Raw genomic sequence first — 19,378 nt, 5'->3', positions numbered from 1 at the left:
TCGCCATGCTGGACTGGAAAAACCGCGCGGGCAGCGCGCCTGAACGTGCCGCCGAGCCGAAATCGGACACCCGCAGCTACCTGGGTGGGCTTTTTTTCAGCCGCGCACTGGCCACGCTGATCGGCCTTTACCTGCTGGTGACCATTGCCCTCGGCTGGTACTGGAGCCAGGAGCCCGCGTTGTTCCCCGTGCAGCAGAACGCCCAGGCCGCCGCCGAGAAGGATGGCCGGCAAATGGTGGTGGGCTACACCACGGTCGAGACGCTCAAGACCGTGGCCGGGACCCTGCTGACCAAGCAAGGCGGCTACATTTCCAACGACCGCTTCCCGCCAGGCTTGTGGATGGACAACATGCCCAGCTGGGAATACGGCGTGCTGGTGCAGGTTCGCGACCTGAGCCGCGCCCTGCGCAAGGACTTCGCCCGTTCCCAGTCCCAGTCCGCCGAGGACGCCGACCTGGCCAAGGCCGAGCCGCGCTTCAACTTCGACAACCGCAGTTGGGTACTGCCTTCCAGCGAATCCGAATACCAGGAAGGCATCAACTCCCTGAGCCGCTACCAGGCCCGGCTGTCCGATCCGAACCAGAAAAGCGCGCTGTTCTACGCCCGCGCCGACAACCTGAACAACTGGCTGGGGGACGTCGGCACGCGCCTGGGCTCGTTGTCCCAGCGCCTGTCGGCCAGCGTTGGCCGGGTCAAGCTCAACACCTCGCTGAAAACCGAAGTCACGGCCCCGGGCCAGGTGCCGCAGGTGGATGAAGAGGTGGTCGAGACCCCGTGGCTGCAAATCGACAACGTGTTCTATGAAGCTCGCGGCCAGGCTTGGGCGCTGTCGCACCTGCTGCGCGCCATCGAAGTGGACTTCGCCGATGTGCTGGCGAAAAAGAACGCCACGGTCAGCGTGCGGCAGATCATTCGTGAACTGGAAGCGTCCCAGGAGCCGGTCTGGAGCCCGATGATCCTCAACGGCAGCGGCTTCGGTGTCCTGGCGAACCACTCGCTGGTCATGGCCAACTACATTTCCCGGGCCAACGCAGCGGTCATCGACTTGCGGCAACTGCTGAACCAGGGCTGAGCCATGAGCGAAAGCCCCAGGGAGGTCGCTCACCGAGCGGCCTCGGATGCCGAGCTGATCGCGTGGGTCGACGAGCACGACAACCTGCTCGGCAGCCTGGTGCGTTCGCAGTTGCGCGAGCGCGGCCTGATTGGGCGTGGCACCTACATCATGCTGTTCAATTCGGCCGGTGAACTGTGTGTTCACCGGCGCACCCTGAGCAAGGCCATCTACCCGGGGTTCTGGGACGTGGCGGCGGGCGGCATGGTCCAGGCCGACGAGACCTACGCCGAGTCGGCCGCCCGTGAGCTGGCGGAAGAACTGGGCGTGAGCGGTGTCGAACTGACTGCCCACGACCATTTTTATTTCGAAGACCCCGGCAGCCGCCTGTGGTGCTCGGCGTTCTCGGCGGTGTGGGACGGTCCGCTGGTCCTGCAGCCCGAAGAAGTCCTCGAAGCGCGTTTCCTGCCACTTGAACAGGTGCTCGATGAAATCCAGCGCATGCCTTACTGCCCGGACTCCCTGGCGGCGCTTGAACGCTATTTGCGTGCCCAGGGTGGCGACGTCGCAAAGAAGCTATAAATTGGCGCTGATTGGCCCTTAGCAAGTCGGCTTTTTGCCGTTACACTGCGCGACTTTTCAAGCTGAACCGCGTCTGCGGTCCAGTAGCGCTGCCCCTGCCTGAGTGGGGTTTCGCGGTCGAGGCAAGTTCCCCCTCGACCAGTCTTTGTCCTCCCGAGAGGATTGCCGGTGGCCAAAAAAGCCGCATCCTTCGCCGCCCTGGGCGGCCTGGTATTTTCTACCGACGCCGGTCGTCATTGCCCTGATTGCCGTCAACCGGTGGATGCCTGCATCTGCAAACAGACCGCCATCCCTGCCGGTGACGGCATTGCCCGTGTGCGCCGTGAAAGCAAAGGTCGCGGCGGCAAGACGGTGACCACGATCACCGGCGTGCCGTTGGCCGAAGACGCGCTCAAGGAACTGGCCACCACATTGAAGAAACGTTGTGGCACCGGTGGTGCGTTGAAAGACGGCATCATCGAGATCCAGGGCGATCACGTCGAGCTGCTGCTGGCGGAACTGGTCAAGCACGGTTTCAAGGCAAAGAAATCCGGCGGCTAGCAGCTTCTGTGAAAACCACCCTCGGCTTGACCCGGACCGACGTTCGAGGTCGCCCGCATGGTTTTCACAGAGCCTGTTCTGAACGGGTTTCTAAACTCATCGCTGGGAGCAGGGTCTACCTTGCTAACAGGCAATTCGTCATTTTCACTCTCTAGACTGCCCCAGCCTCCGACCGGATGGTGCATTTTGACTTCTTTATAGGGGACTTCGATGTCCGTACGACGCACACGCAAAGACGATGGCAGCCAATGGACAGTTGCGGACAGCCGCAGCGTTTACGGGATTCGCCATTGGGGGGCCGGGTATTTCGCGATCAATGAAGCCGGTCGCGTCGAAGTCCGTCCGAACGGTCCCGGCAGTTCGCCCATCGACCTGTTCGAGCAAGTCGACCAGTTGCGTCAGAGTGGCCTCTCGCTGCCGTTGCTGGTGCGCTTTCCCGACATCCTGCAAGACCGTGTGCGCCAGCTGACCGGCGCGTTCGACAGCAACATCGCGCGCCTGGAATACCAGAGCAAGTACACCGCGCTCTACCCGATCAAGGTCAACCAGCAGGAAGCGGTGATCGAGAACATCATCGCCACCCAGAACGTCTCCATCGGCCTGGAAGCCGGTTCCAAGCCGGAGCTGCTGGCGGTGCTGGCCCTCGCGCCGAAGGGCGGGACCATTGTCTGCAACGGCTACAAGGACCGCGAATTCATCCGCCTGGCGCTGATGGGCCAGAAGCTGGGGCACAACGTCTTCATCGTCATCGAGAAAGAGTCCGAAGTCGGCCTGGTGATCGAAGAGGCCGCGGTGCTCAAGGTCAAGCCACAGGTCGGCCTGCGTGTGCGCCTGTCGTCCCTGGCGTCGAGCAAGTGGGCCGATACCGGTGGCGAGAAATCCAAGTTCGGTTTGTCGGCCGCGCAACTGCTGTCGGTGGTCGAGCGCTTCCGCGCCGCTGGCCTGGACCAGGGCATTCGCCTGCTGCACTTCCACATGGGCTCGCAGATCGCCAACCTGGCGGACTACCAGCACGGTTTCAAGGAAGCGATCCGTTACTACGGCGAGCTGCGCAATCTCGGCCTGCCGGTGGATCACATCGACGTCGGCGGTGGCCTCGGCGTGGACTACGACGGCACGCACTCGCGCAACGCCAGTTCGATCAACTACGACATGGACGATTACGCCGGTGTCGTGGTCGGCATGCTCAAGGAGTTCTGCGATGCCCAGAGCCTGCCGCACCCGCACATCTTCTCCGAAAGCGGCCGCTCGCTGACCGCCCACCACGCGATGCTGGTGGTGCAGGTGACCGACGTCGAGAAACACAACGACGACGTGCCGGTGATCGACAACAAGCAGGAACTGCCGGAAACCGTGCAATGGCTGGTTGACCTGCTGGGCCCGACCGATATCGAGATGGTCACCGAGACCTACTGGCGCGCCACGCACTACATGAGCGATGTGGCGACCCAATATGCCGACGGCAAGCTGACCCTGGCGGAAAAAGCCTTGGCCGAGCAGTGCTACTTTGCCGTGTGCCGTCGTCTGCACAACTCGTTGAAGGCCCGCCAGCGCTCGCACCGCCAGGTGCTGGATGAGCTCAATGACAAGCTGGCCGACAAATACATTTGCAACTTCTCGGTGTTCCAGAGCCTGCCGGACACCTGGGCCATCGGCCAGGTGCTGCCGATCCTGCCGCTGCATCGCCTGGACGAAGAGCCGCTGCGCCGCGCCGTGCTGCAAGACCTGACCTGCGACTCCGACGGCAAGATCAAGCAGTACGTCGACGAGCAGAGCATCGAGACCAGCCTGCCGGTTCACGCCCTCAATCCGGGTGAAGACTACCTGCTAGGCATCTTCCTGGTGGGCGCCTACCAGGAAATCCTCGGTGACATGCACAACCTGTTCGGCGACACCGACTCGGTGAACATCTACCAGAACGCCGATGGCAGCGTGTACCACGCCGGTATCGAAACCCACGACACCATTGAAGACATGCTGCGCTACGTGCACTTGTCGCCGGAGGAGTTGATGACTCACTACCGCGACAAGTGCGCCAGCGCCCGCATCAGCGCCGCCGAGCGCACTCAGTTCCTCGATGCGCTGCGCCTGGGGCTGACGCGTTCGTCGTATCTGTCTTCCTGATGGAGAGACAGCGCCAATAGCCGTCTCCTCAATGCCCACCGGGGCTGTCAGAAAACACACCGCACATCGCGGGTTTTTTCGGATAGTCCCGGAGGGCATTTTTGTTTACGCCACGGCTATTTCTTCACACCGGTGCATTTAATCGGTGATGTCCTTATTTCGTGTAGTCCCTTTCCTAACCTGTACTTGGCCCCTCTACTCGGCCATGGCGGTCGGCGAGAATCCCCGGCCGCCCCTCCTGTAGAGAAACGCCGATGTCCGATCCAGCCTGCGAGCCAGCCTTTCGTCTGGAGATAGCCGGTCTGCCCGAGCCCGTTGACGTGGTGGCCTTCACGGGTAGCGAAGCCATTAGCGAACCCTTTGTCTATGAAGTGGAGCTCCTGTTGTCCGATGCGAACCTGGACTTGGCGAGCCTGCTGTACCGCAGCGTCTGGTTGAGTTTCGGTCCCCCAGGCCGGGGCATTCATGGGCAGCTCCATGAGTTGGTCCAACACCGTCAGGGCGCCGGTTGCCGGGTGCGTATCGGGCCGAAGCTGGCCTGTCTGGCGCAGCGCTTCAGCCAGCGGGTGTTCAGTGCTCGCTCGGTGCCACAGATCATTCGCCAGGTGCTCAAGGCCCATGGCATTAGCGGCCGCCGGCTGTGCCTGGACCTGAGCGGCGATTATCCACCGCAGGATTTCTGTACCCAGTATCGGGAATCGGACCTGCAGTTCCTCCAGCGCGTGTGCGCCCGGGCGGGTATTCACTTTCATTTTGAACACACGCGGGACGGGCATTGCCTGGTGTTCGCCGACAATCCCCACAGTTTTCCCCCCGCCGGTAAGGCGGTCTACGTGGACGACGGGCCGCCTGCCGCGGTGCGGACCTTCAGCGTGCACACCGATGTGTCGGGGCAGCAGGTCGCCCAGGGGCGCAGCGAACTGACGAACCTGCGCAGTGGTCAGGTGCTGACGTTGACGGACCATCCGATTGCCGGCTGGAACCGGCGCTGGCTGTTGACGAAGGTCGAGCATCGCGCCCAGGCGGGTGTATATGGCAACCATTTCAAGGCCATTCCCCGAGGCGTTCTGTTCGTACCGGACAGCGTCCCGGCCAAGCCACGCATGGTGAGCCGGCAACGCGGCTGGGTCGTGGGGGTGGATGAGCCGCCGGAGCTGGGAGCGGGGCGCGTGGCGGTGGAATTTGACTGGGTCTACCAGGGCGAAGGTTCCAGCCCCAGTCATTGCTGGCTGCCCTTGGCTCCGGAACTGGCAGCCGGCGGGGTGGCCGCGTTGTGTGACGGTACCGAGGTGCTGGTGAGCTTTATGGAAGGTGATCCGGATCGGCCGCTGATCAGTGCCTTTCTGAACACGCCTGCCTCGGCAGTGGTCGTGGATGAGTCATCTTCAGGCGAAACACTTGGGCGGTCGGTTGTCGATCCGGTGCTGTTGTCGGCGATGCGGGAGGCCGAGCCGCTGGTCTTGTTGTGCCTGTTGCCCGAAGGCGGGCCTTTCAGCCCCTGCGCTCAACCGCTGTGCACCTGCCGTATGCTCATGGGGCGCGGCGCGGGCGTTGCTCGATGAGCGCGGTCGTGCCTGGATCAACGCCGCAGTGGTTGCTGCTGGACGCACCGAGTGCGCCTGAGGCGGTGCGGCTGGTGCACGCGCAGTTCGCCGAGGCCCGGCGTTTTGCCCTGTTCGAAGGCACCGAGTTGCATGGGCTGCGCGAGCACGGCCCGCTGTTGGTGGATCTGCGCCAATCACCCGCGCTGGTCAGCCTTTGTCACCTGGACCCGCGTGCCTGGCCGGGGTTGTTGTTGGCCAGCCCAACGCCCGTCGGGCAATTGCTCACGCATCTGCGGCGCATGCTGACGGTGACACTGGGCCTGCATCACAAAGCTCTGTTGAATTACTACAACCCGCACACCGCCAGCTATTTTTTCGACGGTTGCGATTCCCAAGAGCTCAGCTGCTGGCTGGGCCCGATCAGCTTGGCGCGCTGGTTCGGTGGCACGTGGGCCGACCGGGCGATCGGCAGCCAGGGCTGGCAACAACTGTCCAACCCGGGACTGCCGGTGGCGGCGTTGGAGAAAGAACACGGCCTCAGCGACCGACAGCAGGGCCAGTTGCAACGATGCCTGTTGGAGCGCCACGCGTGGCAATGGTGCCGCTCCACCGGGCGTGATTACCGTCGGCTCTGGGAGGATTTGCAGCAGGGGCTGGCGTTGGGATTCACCGAGCGGACGGTGCTCGATGACTGGCTGTGGCTGCGCCTGCAATACCCTGATGCCCGGCCCGTTCCGGGGCCGGAGGGAGGCTCGCAGCGCGAGCGTCTCGATCACCTGCGGCGGCGGTGGCAGGGTCGCCAGGATTGAAGTTATGGGGGCGGCGCGCCGAGCCAACGGTCGCGCCGCTGCAAGTGCCAGGCAAACCCACCGAGGGTCAGGCTGCGCAGGGCCATGAACAGCAGAAAGGTGATCCACAGTCCATGGTTGCCCAAGCCCAGCAGCATCCAGGCGATTGGCGACACGAGCAGTAGGGTCAAGACCATGCCGTTGCGCATTTCCCGGGCGCGGGTGGCACCGATGAACAGGCCGTCGAGCAAGTAGCTCCAGACCGCGATCAGCGGCAAGGTCGCCAGGTAGGGCAGGTAGTCGTAAGCGGTGGCGCGTACGTCGGGGATATCGGTTTGCATGTCGATGAACAAGTGGCCGGCGAGCAGGAACAGCAGGGCAAAGCCGAGGCTTGCAATCAGTGACCAACCGCCGGCGACCACCAGCGAGCGGCGCAGGGCCAGGCGGTCGCGGGCGCCAATGGCATGGCCGCACAGCGCTTCCACGGCGTGGGCCAGGCCGTCCAGGGCATGGGCGGTCAGCAGCAGGCCGTTGAGCAGCAAGGCATTGGCCGCCACGGTGGCGTCCCCCAGGCGCGCGCCTTGCACCGTGATCAGGAAAAACACCGCTTGCAACGCCAGGCTGCGAATGAAAATGTCCCGGTTCACCGTCAGCAGCGGACGCCAGTTCTGCCACACGCCCAGGGCCGCCCAGGCCATCTGTCCGGGCCAGGCCCGCAGTGTCTTGCGAGCCAGGGCCAGGCCGACCAGCGCTCCGGTCCACTCGGCAATCACCGACGCTCGGGCCGAACCGGTCACGCCCCAGTCCAGGCCGATCACGAACCAAAGGTTCAGGGCGATGTTGACCAGGTTGGTCACCAACAGGATCGCCAACGGCGCCCGGGCATTCTGGGCGCCGAGGAACCAGCCCACCAGCGCATAGCTGGCCAGCGCCGCCGGCAAGCCGAAGAGTCGGGCGTGGAAGAAGTCGCGGGTCAACTGGTTGAGCTCGGCGGACGGCTGCATGAAATGCAACGCCACGTCGCTCAACGGCACGCCGACGGCACCGAGCAGCAGCGCCAGCCCCATCGCCAACAGCAGTCCTTGCCACAACACTTGCCGCAGCGCCGCTCCGTCACCCCGCCCGGCAGCCTGGGCGGCGAACCCGGTGGTGCCCATGCGCAAGAAACCCATGGCCCACGCCAACACCGTATATAAACTCGCCCCGACCGCCACGGCGCCCAACTGATGGGCATGGGGCAAATGGCCGATGACGGTGCTGTCCACCAACGCCACCAGCGGCACGGAGATGTTCGAGAGAATCATCGGCGCAGCCAGTGCCCAGACCCGGCGATGGGTCAGGCGGTCGCGCCAGTCGGTGATCAGGTTGGACATGCGGGCTCCTTGATGGAGCGCGATTGTAGCGGGTTCTAGGGAGGATCGTTCCCTAGGGTATTCGGACTCATTGTGGCGAGGGGATTTATCCCCGCTGGGCTGCGAAGCAGCCCCAAAACCAGACACTGCAGTGTGTCAGATTCATTGAATCCAACCTTCAAGGGGCTGCTGCGCAGCCCAGCGGGGATAAATCCCCTCGCCACAAGGTTGTGTTCGGCTTGGGATCGAGGGTGCTTTAGTGAATGATCCAACTCAACAACCACAACCCCAGCACCAGCCAGATGATGCCCATGACGATCGAGGCCCGCATGAAGGCGCGGATGGCCGAGTACAGCAGCATCAGCCCAAGGATCAGCGCAATGATGCTGATGATCGAAGTGTCCATGCCCAAGGTGCGTGACAGCCCATCGACGAAATTGCCGCCGGCGTTGGCCAGGGTGTTGAAGAGGCCGCTGAGCAGGTCGACGATGAAACGGATTACCGAACCGAGCGCCTGGCCGAGCCATTCGAAAAAGCTTTCTACCTGCATATGTGCATCCTGATGGGAGGGAATCCGAACTGAGCCGTTGGCTCCTGATTGTAGGAGCTGTGGCGGCCGAGTTGGTTCGATTATGGGGCAAACCGTCGCTTCGTACCGAGACTCTTGCCTTCCCCGGTCATCCCCCTGAAGCTATGCGCATTCAGGAGAACCCGATGAACCTTGTTGAACTGACCGCACGCCTGCATGCCATTCGTGACCATAACGATTGGCGGCAATTCCACAGCCCGAAAAACCTCGCCATGGCCGCCAGTGTGGAAATGGCCGAGCTGGTGGAGATTTTCCAGTGGCTGACCGAGGACCAGTCGCGCCAGTTGCCGGCGGACAAACTGGCCCACGCCGGGCAGGAAGTCGGTGACATCGTGTTGTACCTGTTACTGCTTTGCAGCGAGCTGGGCCTGGACATGGACGCCGTGGTGCGCAGCAAACTGGCCGACAGCGAACGGCGGTTCGGCCGATGAGCGACCGTCATTTCGATCAGCTCGCCACGCGTTTCGCGGAAAAAATCTACGGTGGGGCCAAAGGCGCGATCCGCCTGGCGGTGCTCCAGGCCGATCTGCTGGAAACCCTGCCGCAGCGTCCATTACGTGTGCTGGACATCGGCGCTGGCCTGGGCCACATGTCGTTGTGGTTGGCCGAGCGCGGTCACCAGGTGACCCTGGCCGAGCCGGCCGAACCCATGCTCGAAGGCGCTCGCCAGCGTTTTGCCGAGGCCGGCCAGCAGGCCACGTTCATCCAGGCACCGTGGCAGGACCTGCTCGGCCAACTGACCGAGCCTTACGACCTGGTGCTGTGTCACGCGGTGCTGGAATGGCTGGCCGAGCCCCACGCGATCCTGCCGGTGCTGCATCAACTGACGGCGCCTGGCGGTTGGCTGTCCCTGGCGTTCTACAACCGCGACGCGCTGGTCTATCGCAACCTGCTCAAGGGGCATTTCCGCAAGTTGCGCAAAAACGACATGGCCGGCGAAAAACAGAGCCTGACCCCGCAACAACCCCTTGATCCGCGAGATTTGGCGGCGCAACTTGAAGGCCTCTGGCAGGTCGAAAGCCAGAGTGGCGTGCGGGTTTTCCATGACTACATGCCGGTGGAGTTCCAGGGCCGCGTGGAACTTGCGCAGTTGCTGGAAATGGAACTGGTCCACCGTCGCCATCCGGCGTTTGCCGGGTTGGGACGTTATCTGCACTGGATCTGCCGTCCCCTCTGATCCGCAAGTGCAACTGGAGCGCGAAATGAAAGGTCGTTCAGGGTTGTTGGTGCTGTGCCTGGGGCTGGTGGCCTGCCAGGGCAGCAACCCCTATGTCGCCACCTCCAATCCGTTGCCGCCGGCGCCACCGGAGGCCGCCACGGTGTTCGACCGCAGCGCCTACCCGGCGCCGCCCCGTGATTACGGGCGCTATCGCAGCTGGGCCTGGCGCGACGGGCGCCTGCCGCCGGGCACGGCCTGGGCGGATTCGGCCCAAGTGGCCGAAGCGGTGAGCAATGCCCTCGACCAGCGTGGCTTGCGGCCGCTGCATGACAACCGGCCCGCCGATCTGTTCGTCAGCGCCGACCTGCGCCTGGAAACCCGCGTGCGCCAGGTCCGGGATGATTATGATGCCGGCTATTACGGCGGCTATAACCGTTATGATCGCTACGGTCCGGGTTATGGCGTGTACCATCCGATGCCGATGGTGCGCACGTATCAGGAGCAAGTCGTGGTGGTCCGGGTGGACCTGTTCGATGCTCGGACCGGTCAGCCGGTGTGGAGCGCCAGCGCCGAGACGGGCCAGAGAGGCAGCCAGAGCGAACGCACCGATGCCATTCGCGAGGCCGTGGAAAAAGCCATGTCGGCGTATCCCCCCAGTTGATTACGCAACGGAGAAAAACCATGTTTCGCCGTCTTGCTCTATTGGCCTTCACCCTGTTGCTGGGGGCTTGTGCTTCTAACCAGGTCAACCATGACTTTGACACCAGCCGTGATTTTGCAGCGTATCGCAGTTGGAGCTGGAAAGACCCGGCGCTGCAGTATCGCCCCGATGACCCACGCATCAAGAGCGACCTGACCGAACAGCGGATCCGCCAGGCGGTGGCCGATCAACTCGACCAGCGCGGCTTGCGCCCGGCTGCGGCGGGTGGGCGCGGCGATGTGCTGGTCCAGGCCTATTTGATCGTCGAGGACCGCCAGCAACAGGTCACCACCAACTATGGCGGCGGTTGGGGCGGCCCATGGAATGGCTACTGGGGTGGGCCGATGTACAACGAAACCCGCAACATCAGCTACAAAGTCGCCACCGTGCAGATCGACCTGCTCGACGGTAAGGACGGCAAGCTGGTGTGGCGTGGCAGTGATGAACAACTGCTCAGCAATTCCCCCAACCCGGCCGACCGCAACACGGCTGTGCGCGAGACGGTGGGGCGGATTCTGTCCAACTACCCGCCGCGTTGACCACGGCGAATTCAAGATGGGTGGAGGCTGACCCACCACCATCGCGAGCAAGCTCGCTCCCACAGGGATTGGCGGTGGACATCGTATCTATGAACACCCTGAAACAAACTGTGGGAGCGGGCTTGCTCGCGAAGACGGCGGCACATTCAACCTTGATGCAAGCTGACCCAGCGCCATCGCGAGCAAGCCCGCTCCCACAGGGGGGGGCGGTGAATGCTATCGACCTACTCAGGTTGCCGGCCGCCACTCTCCCACCATATGTTCCAGCGCCCCGGTCCCCACCAGTTGCAGTTGCCCACTGGAGCCCGCCGCGCTGGACAGCAGGGTCACTTCACTGGGCAGGCGCACCGGTTTCTTGAAGGTCACCTCGATCTCGATGTTGGCCTCGGGCAGGTGGTCATCCAGCGCCGCCAGGGTCCTGGCCTTGTTCCACAAGCCATGGGCGATGGCAGTGGGGAAGCCGAACAGCCTGGCGCTGATACCGCTCAGGTGAATCGGATTGTAGTCGCCGGAAACCTTGGCGTATTGCCGGCCGATGCCAGCCGGTGCGGTCCAGTGCGCGACTTCAATCAAGGGCAGGCTGGCTTGAGGGGATTCGTCCACGAGCGCGCCGTCAAGCTGGACGCCTTTGCACAGCATCTGGCTGCGGGCCTCCCACAAGGGGCCCAACTGATCATCAAGGCCGGTCACTAGGTCGAATACCGCGCCTTTGGGGTGGGCTTGCAGGTTCTCGACATGGACGCTGGCCCGCACCTGGCCGACCCCGCCCATCGGGCGCAGCACCCGGATGCGGTTGCTCAAGTGGATCAGCCCCAGCAGCGGAAAGGGAAAGCCCCGCCCCGTGAGCAATTGCATCTGCAGGGCAAACGCCAGGACGTGGGGATAAGTCGGCGGCAGCAGTCCGTTATCGACGAAACCGCACACCTTGCGATAGGCCGCCAGCCGTTGTGGATCGACCTGAAGCACCTGGCGCAGGCCTTCCTCGGGCAAGGTCGTTCCGGTGACCTTGCGCCGCGTCGCCGCTTTTGAATAGAGCCCGGACATGGATGGCGGGCTGCTGACCTCATGCCATTGGATCGTCATGGTCATGCTCCCAAAAGGCTTTGGCCGCATACCCGCAGGGCCTGTCCGGTCACGGCGCCCGTGCCCGGCTGCGCGAGCCAGGCCACGGCTTCGGCGACATCTTGAGGCAGGCCGCCCTGGCCGAGGGAACTCATGCGCCGTCCGGCCTCGCGCAAGGCGAAGGGGATCTCGGCGGTCATGCGGGTTTCAATGAAGCCCGGCGCCACGGCGTTGATGCTGATGCCCCGAGATTGCAGCAGCGGCGCCCAGGCCTGGGCCAGGCCGATCAGCCCGGCCTTGCTCGCCGCATAGTTGGTCTGCCCACGGTTGCCGGCAATGCCGCTGATGGAGGCCAGCAGAACGACCCGGCCATTGTCGCGCAGGGTGCCGCTGTCGAGCAGGGCCTTGGTCAGCACTTGCGGGGCGTTGAGGTTGACGGCCAACACGGCGTCCCAGAATTCCGGGGTCATGTTGGCGAGGGTCTTGTCCCGGGTGATGCCGGCGTTGTGCACCACGATGTCGACGCCGTCGGGCAGGTGCTCGATCAACTGGGCGGCGGCATCTTCGGCGCAGATATCCAGCGTGACGCTGCGCCCGCTCAAGCGCGCCGCCAAGGCATCGAGGTCAGTCTTGGCCTGGGGGACGTCGAGCAGGATCACGTCGGCGCCATCGCGGGCCAGGGTTTCGGCGATGGAGGCGCCGATCCCGCGGGCCGCGCCAGTGACCAGCGCCTTGAGCCCCGTAAGCGGTCGCGTCCAGTCATGGACCTGGGTGCCACAGGCGTCGAGGCGAATGACCTGCCCGGAAATGAAGGCACTCTTGGGCGACAGGAAAAACCGCAGCGCACCTTCCAACTGCGCTTCGGCACCGTCGCCGACATACAGCAGTTGCAGCGTCCCGCCGTGGCGCAGCTCTTTGGCCAGGGAACGGCTGAAACCTTCCAACGCCCGCTGGGCACTGGCGCTGAACGGATCGCCAAGGCTTTGCGGTGCGCGCCCGAGGATGACGATATGGGCGCTGTGGTCGAGGTTCTTCATCAGCGGCTGGAAAAATTCCCGCAGCTGCTTGAGCTGGTCGGCCTGCACCAAATGGCTGGCGTCGTACACCACTGCCTTGATTTTCGGGCCGTGGCCGGGGATCCACTCGGTGGCCACGGTCGGTTCGCCGCCGTAGATGAAAATGGTGTCGGTCAGGCGCTTGGCGAACGTGCCGATCTGTTCGGTCAACGGCCCGCCGCCCAGCAGCAGTGCGCCTTCGATCGGCCGTAGCCGCCCGGCCTGCCAGCGTTCCAGGCGTACCGGCGATGGCAGGCCGAGGGACCCGACCATGCGCCGGCCAATGGGCGAATTGGCGAAGTCGATATAACGGTCAGACATGGAACACACTCCGGCTGATGAGGTTCCAAGTGTGGACCATGATTGGCAATCAGTCGTTCGATCGGCGAGATAAAGCCTAAGCTTGAGCGGGAGCGCTTTGTCCAGGGCACCGAACCCCTGTGGGAGCAAAGCTTGCTCGCGATGAACGATGACGCGACCTACCTGAAAAACGCGGTGTCTGCATCGCGAGCAAGCTTTGCTCCCACAGGGGGCGGTTGAGTTTTCTTAGTGTATTAGACCTACAGGGGAGTTCTTCATGACACAACTACGCCGCGTCGCGATCATCGGTGGTAACCGCATTCCCTTCGCCCGTTCCAATGGGCCCTATGCCACCGCCAGCAACCAGGCGATGTTGACGGCCGCCCTTGAGGGGCTGATCGAACGCTACAACCTGCATGGCCTGCACATCGGCGAAGTGGCGGCCGGAGCCGTGCTCAAGTTTTCCCGGGATATGAACCTGACCCGCGAATGCGTGCTCGGTTCGCGGCTATCACCGATGACGCCGGCCTATGACGTACAGCAAGCCTGTGGCACCGGGCTGGAAACAGTGCTGCTGGTGGCCAACAAGATCGCCCTGGGCCAGATCGACAGCGCCATTGCCGGCGGCGTCGACACCACGTCGGATGCGCCAATCGGGGTCAGTGAAGGGTTGCGCAGGATCTTGCTGCAAGCCAATCGCGCCAAGACCGCCGCTGAGAAAATCAAAGTATTCCTGCAATTGCGCCCCCAGCACCTGATGCCGGACTTGCCGCGCATCAACGAACCGCGCACCGGCCTGAGCATGGGCGAGCACTGCGAATTGATGGCCCAGACCTGGCAGATCCCCCGGGAGGCCCAAGACCAGTTGGCCCTGGAAAGCCATCAGAAAATGGCCGCGTCCTACGCCGAAGGTTGGCAGAACGACTTGATGACACCGTTTCTCGGCCTGACCCGGGACAACAACCTGCGCCCGGACCTGACCCTGGAAAAACTCGCTTCCCTCAAGCCGGCCTTCGAAAAAAGTGCCAAGGGCACGCTGACGGCGGGCAACTCCACGCCACTGACCGACGGCGCCTCGTTGGTACTGCTGGGCAGCGAAGAGTGGGCCAAGGCCCGGGGCCTGCCGATCCTGGCGTATCTGCGCGACGGTGAAACGGCAGCGGTGGATTTCGTCAATGGCGCCGAAGGGTTGCTGATGGCCCCGGTCTACGCCGTGCCGCGATTGCTGGCGCGCAACGGCCTGACCTTGCAGGACTTCGATTACTTCGAGATCCACGAAGCGTTCGCCGCCCAAGTGTTGTGCACGCTGAAGGCCTGGGAAGACCCGGACTATTGCAAGACCCGCCTGGGCCTCGACGCACCGCTGGGGTCCATCGACCGCAGTCGCTTGAACGTGAAGGGTAGCTCCCTGGCCGCCGGGCATCCGTTTGCCGCCACGGGCGGGCGCATTGTCGCCAACCTCGCCAAGTTGCTGGACGCCGCCGGGCGAGGTCGCGGGTTGATTTCCATCTGCGCCGCCGCCGGCCAGGGAGTGACGGCGATCATCGAGCGTTGACGAGAGTGCCCTCCTGGCGGGACGCCAGTGCCTTGTGCCGGCTGGCGTAGCGCTCGGCCAGGATCGAGCAGACGATCAATTGCAAGGGGTGGTAGATCATGATCGGCAGCAGAATCAGCCCGAGGCCGGGATGGTTGCCGAAAATCAACGCCGCCATCGGCACCCCGGCTGCCAGGGATTTCTTGCTGGCGCAGAACACTGCGGCGACTTCGTCGGCGTTGTTGAATTTCAGGGCGCGGGCGGTGCGGGTGGTGGCCCACAGGATGATTGCCAGCAGCACGGCACTGCCCACCACTGCGCTGAGCAACACGCCGTTGCCTTGCTGGCGCCAGATGCCGGACACCATCGAGTTGCAGAAGGCCGCGTAGACCAGCAGCAGGATCACCAGCTTGTCGATGACGCTGGTATAGCGTTTGTACCGACCGAAGAAGCCGGCCAGCCAACGCCGCAGGAACTGCCCCAGCACCAGCGGCAGCAGCAACATTATGCACAGGTCGAGCAAGGTTGAACCCAGGTCGATGCCGCCGGCGCCGCTGCCGACCACGAAACTGACCAGCAACGGTGTCAGGAAAATGCCCAGCACGCTGGACAGGCTCGCGTTGAGAATCGCCGCCGGCACGTTACCTTTTGCGCTGCCAGTCAGGGCCACCGAGGAAGAAATCGTCGAGGGCAGGGCGCACAGATAGAAGAACCCCAGCATCAGCAGCGCCGGCACATGGCTGCCCAGCAGCCAGTTGCTGAGCAGCCAGAGCAACGGAAATACGCCAAAGGTGAAAGCTTGCACCATCACGTGCAGCCGGATGTTCTTCAGGCCGTGGCGGATCTGCTCGCCGGACAGGTTGACCCCGTGCAGGAAGAACACCACGAAGATGCCGATGTTGACCACCCATTCGGCATGCATGGCACCGCCCGTGGCACCAAAGGTGGGAAAGAAGTACGCCAGCAGCGTGGCGAGCACCATGCCGCACAGGAACCAGTCGGTCACCATGCGTTTGAGGTGTCTGAAGATATGCATAGGGCACCGCATGTTGTAAGAAAAGTCGACTTAGCCTAACGTCGTCCTCATCAGTCGTCTTGCGACATAAGGCCAATCAATGCCGCCTAAGGGACACCAGCAACTGGAACGACGTATCCCCGACCTGGCGCAATTGCCGAGGCCGCTGTATGCCCGTGTCGAAAGCTTGAGCGCCGGTTCCTGGACGCAAGCTCATCGTCATGACTGGGTGCAATTTTCCTACGCCATCAGCGGCGTTCTCGGCGTACACACCGCCGCCGGCAGCTTCTTCGCCCCACCACAACGGGGCATCTGGATCCCTGCCGACCTGGAACATCAGGTGGTGACCTCCACCCGGGCGGAAATGCGCAGCCTGTATGTCCATCGTCACGCCTGCCCCTGGGCCGATGAGCGCTGTCGGGTGCTGGAAGTCACGCCACTGGCCCGTGAGTTGATCAAGGTATTCTGTCAGTTGCCGGTCGATTATCCCCAAGGCGATACCCAGGAAGAACGGCTGGTGCAGGTGCTGCTGGACCAGTTGGCGACGTTGCCGGAAGTGGGATTTTCCCTGCCGCTGCCGCGACATGCCCGCTTGCTGGCGCTGTGTAACGAATTGATCGAACAACCCGAACAGAACGTCACCTTGCAAGCCTGGTCTGAACGTCTGGGCACGTCGGAAAAAACCCTGATGCGTCTGTTCCAGCGTGAGACCGGCCTGAGCTTTCGTGCCTGGCGCCAGCGCATGCGCTTGTTGTCGTCCCTGGGCTCGTTGGAGAAAGGGGACAGCGTCACCAGCGCCGCGTTGTCGTGTGGGTACGATTCAACGTCCGCATTCATTGCCGCGTTCAAGGGGATGTTCGGGTATACGCCGGGGGAGTTGTTCAAGCATTGAGTTGTCGGTAGACATGCCTGTCAGCTCTTGTCGCAAATACCTGGGTATTCAGTTGCCAACGCCAGCGCCGGTCTCGGCTATGATTCGACGCCGTCGATTGATCCGGCACATTGTGTGCATCACAGGTTCATAGGTCGGCAACCCCTCCCCGCGGAGGAAGGATTGCCGTATAACGACTGTCATTCGCGTGTTTGGTAATAAAGGACCCACAATAAAAGCTGATGAAGACTCCAAAACGCATTGAACCCCTGATCGAGGACGGTCTGGTCGACGAGGTGCTGCGCCCACTCATGAGTGGTAAAGAAGCAGCTGTTTATGTGGTGCGCTGCGGCAACGAGCTACGTTGCGCGAAGGTCTACAAGGAGGCGAACAAGCGAAGTTTTCGTCAGGCGGCCGAGTATCAGGAAGGCCGTAAGGTGCGCAACAGCCGTCAGGCCCGGGCCATGGCCAAGGGCTCGAAGTTCGGGCGCAAGGAAACCGAGGACGCCTGGCAGAATGCCGAAGTGGCGGCATTGTTCCGCCTGGCAAGCGCGGGTGTGCGCGTGCCCAAGCCGTACGACTTCCTTGAAGGCGTGCTGCTGATGGAATTGGTGGCCGACGAGTACGGCGATGCGGCGCCGCGCCTGAACGACGTGGTGCTGGAGCCGGACCAGGCCCGTGAATATCACGCCTACCTGATTTCCCAGATCGTGTTGATGCTGTGTACCGGTCTGGTGCACGGTGACCTGTCGGAGTTCAACGTGCTGCTGACGCCGACGGGGCCGGTGATCATCGACCTGCCGCAAGCCGTGGATGCCGCGGGTAACAACCATGCCTTCAGCATGCTGGAGCGGGACGTGGGCAACATGGCGTCCTACTTCGGCCGGTTTGCCCCGGAACTCAAGCGCACCAAGTACGCCAAGGAAATGTGGGCGCTGTACGAAGCTGGCACCCTGCACCCGGCCAGCGTGCTGACCGGCGAGTTCGACGAGCCGGAAGAGCTGGCGGATGTCGGCGGGATCATGCGTGAAATCGAGGCCGCTCGCCTGGATGAGGAGCGCCGTCAGGCCGTCCGCGCCGCCGACGATGCCCCACCCGGCAAGACCGAAGAACCACCGCCGCCGTGGATGCAATGATCGGCTGAACAGAAACCCGGCCAATGGCCGGGTTTTTTGTGGGCGCTGCAAAATCCTCTATCCACCGCAGGCCTCCTAATGAAATGGTCCTCTCAGACCTCCCCCCAGTGAAAGCTAAGCTTTCACTGGGGGATCTACCGGAGACCGCCGCCATGAATACTGACAATCTTGCTATTACCAGCTTGGATCTAGGCAAAAACTGCTTCCACTTCTACGGTCAAGATAACCGCGGGCGCCACCTGTTCCGTGCCAAGGTTTCACGCGCTCAGGTTTTTGCCTTCATTGCTCAACTGCCCCCTTGCACCCTGGCTATGGAAGCCTGCGGCGGTGCGCATTTCATGGGCCGATTCGCAGTCAGTTGTGGCCATCAACCCAAACTCATAGCAGCCCAACATGTACGTCCTTACGTCAAAAGCAACAAGAACGACTATGTCGATGCAGAGGCTATTGGCGAAGCCGCCAGTCGATCTGCGATGCGCTTCGTTGCGCTAAAAACCGAGGCTCAGCAAGCACTCAGCATGCTCAATATGACCCGTGAAGCGTTCATGCGAGATCGGACCGCCACGGTCAATCGCATTCACGCTTTTCTGCTTGAGTGGGGGGTTAGCTTGAAGCCGACCTTCAAATCAATCAGAGAACTGCCCAAAGTCCTGGAGGAGCTCCGCGCACCTGTGCCGGTCATTCGTCTCTTTGAGCAATTTCACGCTCATTTCAGCTATCTCGATGAACGAGTTAAGGCGTTAACCAAAGAATTGGAAGGCCAGGTCGCTGAAGACGATCTGGCTACACGGTTGATGACGATGCCGTGCGTCGGCCCGATCACCTCCAGCGCCCTGGCTGCAGAAATAGGTGACGGCAAACAGTACAAACGGGGCCGTGACTACTCCGCCTCGATAGGCCTGGTACCCAAGCAACTCACTACTGGCGGGAAGCCGCATTTACTAGGCATCAGCAAGCGTGGCGACCGTAATCAGCGACGATTGCTTGTGCAATGCAGCCAGACCTTTATCAATCACCTGGATAAACAAACCGGGCACTTGGCGGATTGGGTACGCGGGCTGTTAGCTCGTCACCACCGCAATGTTGTGGTGTGTGCGTTGGCGAATAAATTGGCGCGCATAGCCTGGGCCTTAGCGCACACCCATGGAATATATGAGGCAGGGCCAAGCGCACAGAACGCTTGACCCTGCGTTACCGAGCACCACCCACCTGGTTTTGCGATGCTGGATAACAGATGACGTAAACGGCCTACCGACCTGACAGAAAACCTGGGCTCCCACACGGCTCTAAAGCCGATCTACCCTAATCAGGACTGTCAGGCGCGATTTTCATCGCGGCGCGAATTTATCTTTTCGACGCCGAATAGATTGCGGCAAGCCAATCACGCATCCAAATTCAGTATTGCAGAAACTGAGAGGACCATAGATGTGGGAGCG

Annotated in this window: 19 protein-coding genes; 14 read left to right on the top strand and 5 right to left on the bottom strand. The window is 62.6% G+C overall.

The annotated features are described in order from the left end of the window. The first annotated feature begins 5 nt into the window (after positions 1–5). From BM317_RS18705 to BM317_RS18680, 6 genes are all read left to right on the top strand, one after another. Positions 6–1,073 carry a DUF2333 family protein gene (locus tag BM317_RS18705; protein ID WP_060739344.1) on the top strand — a complete coding sequence of 356 codons (1,068 nt, stop codon included), beginning with the start codon at positions 6–8 and terminating at the stop codon, positions 1,071–1,073. Between the two features lie 3 nt (positions 1,074–1,076). Continuing rightward, on the top strand, positions 1,077–1,634 hold the full coding sequence (locus BM317_RS18700; protein ID WP_060739343.1) for an NUDIX hydrolase: 558 nt from the start codon (positions 1,077–1,079) through the stop codon (positions 1,632–1,634). A gap of 168 nt (positions 1,635–1,802) precedes the next feature. Next, positions 1,803–2,174, top strand: coding sequence for a translation initiation factor Sui1 (locus tag BM317_RS18695; protein WP_003197435.1), 372 nt, complete (start codon positions 1,803–1,805; stop codon positions 2,172–2,174). Between the two features lie 210 nt (positions 2,175–2,384). Next, entirely contained in the window at positions 2,385–4,298 is a 1,914-nt protein-coding gene (gene speA / locus BM317_RS18690; protein WP_060739342.1) for an arginine decarboxylase, read from the top strand. A 254-nt stretch (positions 4,299–4,552) separates the two neighbouring features. Then, positions 4,553–5,860, top strand: coding sequence for a type VI secretion system Vgr family protein (locus tag BM317_RS18685; protein ID WP_092475607.1), 1,308 nt, complete (start codon positions 4,553–4,555; stop codon positions 5,858–5,860). Then, the gene (locus tag BM317_RS18680) at positions 5,857–6,651 is read left to right on the top strand and encodes a DUF4123 domain-containing protein (RefSeq protein WP_092475604.1); all 795 of its coding nucleotides are present in this window, start codon (positions 5,857–5,859) and stop codon (positions 6,649–6,651) included. The genes BM317_RS18685 and BM317_RS18680 overlap by 4 nt, the downstream gene beginning before the upstream one ends. A 2-nt stretch (positions 6,652–6,653) precedes the next feature. Here BM317_RS18680 and BM317_RS18675 read toward each other — a convergent pair whose 3' ends face one another. After that, the gene (locus BM317_RS18675; protein WP_092171294.1) at positions 6,654–8,003 is read right to left on the bottom strand and encodes an MATE family efflux transporter; all 1,350 of its coding nucleotides are present in this window, start codon (positions 8,001–8,003) and stop codon (positions 6,654–6,656) included. A 235-nt stretch (positions 8,004–8,238) separates the two neighbouring features. After that, positions 8,239–8,532 (bottom strand): hypothetical protein, encoded by a 294-nt coding sequence (locus BM317_RS18670; RefSeq protein WP_003197447.1) that lies wholly within the window; start codon positions 8,530–8,532, stop codon positions 8,239–8,241. A 164-nt stretch (positions 8,533–8,696) separates the two neighbouring features. Here BM317_RS18670 and BM317_RS18665 point away from each other — a divergent pair, with 164 nt between their 5' ends. Genes BM317_RS18665 through BM317_RS18650 form a run of 4 tightly spaced genes read left to right on the top strand, consistent with a single transcriptional unit; the run spans position 8,697 to position 10,969 of the window. Then, complete coding sequence (locus BM317_RS18665; protein ID WP_092171291.1) at positions 8,697–9,002, top strand: MazG-like family protein; 306 nt, start codon at positions 8,697–8,699, stop codon at positions 9,000–9,002. Beyond that, positions 8,999–9,748 carry a methyltransferase gene (locus BM317_RS18660; protein WP_092171288.1) on the top strand — a complete coding sequence of 250 codons (750 nt, stop codon included), beginning with the start codon at positions 8,999–9,001 and terminating at the stop codon, positions 9,746–9,748. The genes BM317_RS18665 and BM317_RS18660 overlap by 4 nt, the downstream gene beginning before the upstream one ends. Positions 9,749–9,773: 25 nt before the next feature. Beyond that, positions 9,774–10,391 carry a DUF4136 domain-containing protein gene (locus BM317_RS18655; RefSeq protein WP_092171285.1) on the top strand — a complete coding sequence of 206 codons (618 nt, stop codon included), beginning with the start codon at positions 9,774–9,776 and terminating at the stop codon, positions 10,389–10,391. A 20-nt stretch (positions 10,392–10,411) separates the two neighbouring features. Beyond that, the gene (locus BM317_RS18650) at positions 10,412–10,969 is read left to right on the top strand and encodes a DUF4136 domain-containing protein (RefSeq protein WP_092171282.1); all 558 of its coding nucleotides are present in this window, start codon (positions 10,412–10,414) and stop codon (positions 10,967–10,969) included. Positions 10,970–11,197: 228 nt separating this feature from the next. Here the strand turns inward: BM317_RS18650 and BM317_RS18645 are convergent, their stop codons facing one another. Further along, the gene (locus BM317_RS18645; protein ID WP_092171279.1) at positions 11,198–12,052 is read right to left on the bottom strand and encodes a MaoC family dehydratase; all 855 of its coding nucleotides are present in this window, start codon (positions 12,050–12,052) and stop codon (positions 11,198–11,200) included. 2 nt (positions 12,053–12,054) lie between these two features. Next, positions 12,055–13,407 (bottom strand): 3-oxoacyl-ACP reductase, encoded by a 1,353-nt coding sequence (locus BM317_RS18640; RefSeq protein ID WP_092171275.1) that lies wholly within the window; start codon positions 13,405–13,407, stop codon positions 12,055–12,057. A 256-nt stretch (positions 13,408–13,663) separates the two neighbouring features. On the opposite strand from BM317_RS18640, the gene BM317_RS18635 reads away from it, so the two are divergent. Next, positions 13,664–14,941, top strand: a complete 1,278-nt coding sequence (locus tag BM317_RS18635; protein WP_092171272.1) for an acetyl-CoA C-acetyltransferase — start codon at positions 13,664–13,666, stop codon at positions 14,939–14,941. On the opposite strand, the gene BM317_RS18630 is transcribed toward BM317_RS18635, so the two are convergent. After that, complete coding sequence (locus BM317_RS18630; RefSeq protein WP_092171269.1) at positions 14,928–15,956, bottom strand: bile acid:sodium symporter family protein; 1,029 nt, start codon at positions 15,954–15,956, stop codon at positions 14,928–14,930. The genes BM317_RS18635 and BM317_RS18630 overlap by 14 nt on opposite strands. 79 nt (positions 15,957–16,035) lie before the next feature. On the opposite strand from BM317_RS18630, the gene BM317_RS18625 reads away from it, so the two are divergent. From BM317_RS18625 to BM317_RS18615, 3 genes are all read left to right on the top strand, one after another. Then, the gene (locus BM317_RS18625; protein WP_092171265.1) at positions 16,036–16,827 is read left to right on the top strand and encodes an AraC family transcriptional regulator; all 792 of its coding nucleotides are present in this window, start codon (positions 16,036–16,038) and stop codon (positions 16,825–16,827) included. Positions 16,828–17,048: 221 nt separating this feature from the next. Beyond that, a complete protein-coding gene (locus BM317_RS18620) occupies positions 17,049–17,942 on the top strand; it encodes a PA4780 family RIO1-like protein kinase (protein WP_014336406.1) in 894 nt (297 codons plus the stop codon). Positions 17,943–18,094: 152 nt separating this feature from the next. Further along, complete coding sequence (locus BM317_RS18615) at positions 18,095–19,126, top strand: IS110 family RNA-guided transposase (protein WP_092475404.1); 1,032 nt, start codon at positions 18,095–18,097, stop codon at positions 19,124–19,126. Positions 19,127–19,378 lie beyond the last annotated feature (252 nt).

This window comes from Pseudomonas sp. NFACC24-1 (assembly GCF_900115235.1).
Taxonomy (GTDB): Bacteria; Pseudomonadota; Gammaproteobacteria; order Pseudomonadales; family Pseudomonadaceae; genus Aquipseudomonas; species Aquipseudomonas fluorescens_AA.
The sequence above is the reverse complement of the archived record's forward strand: the minus strand, read 5'-3'. Positions and strand labels throughout refer to the sequence as shown.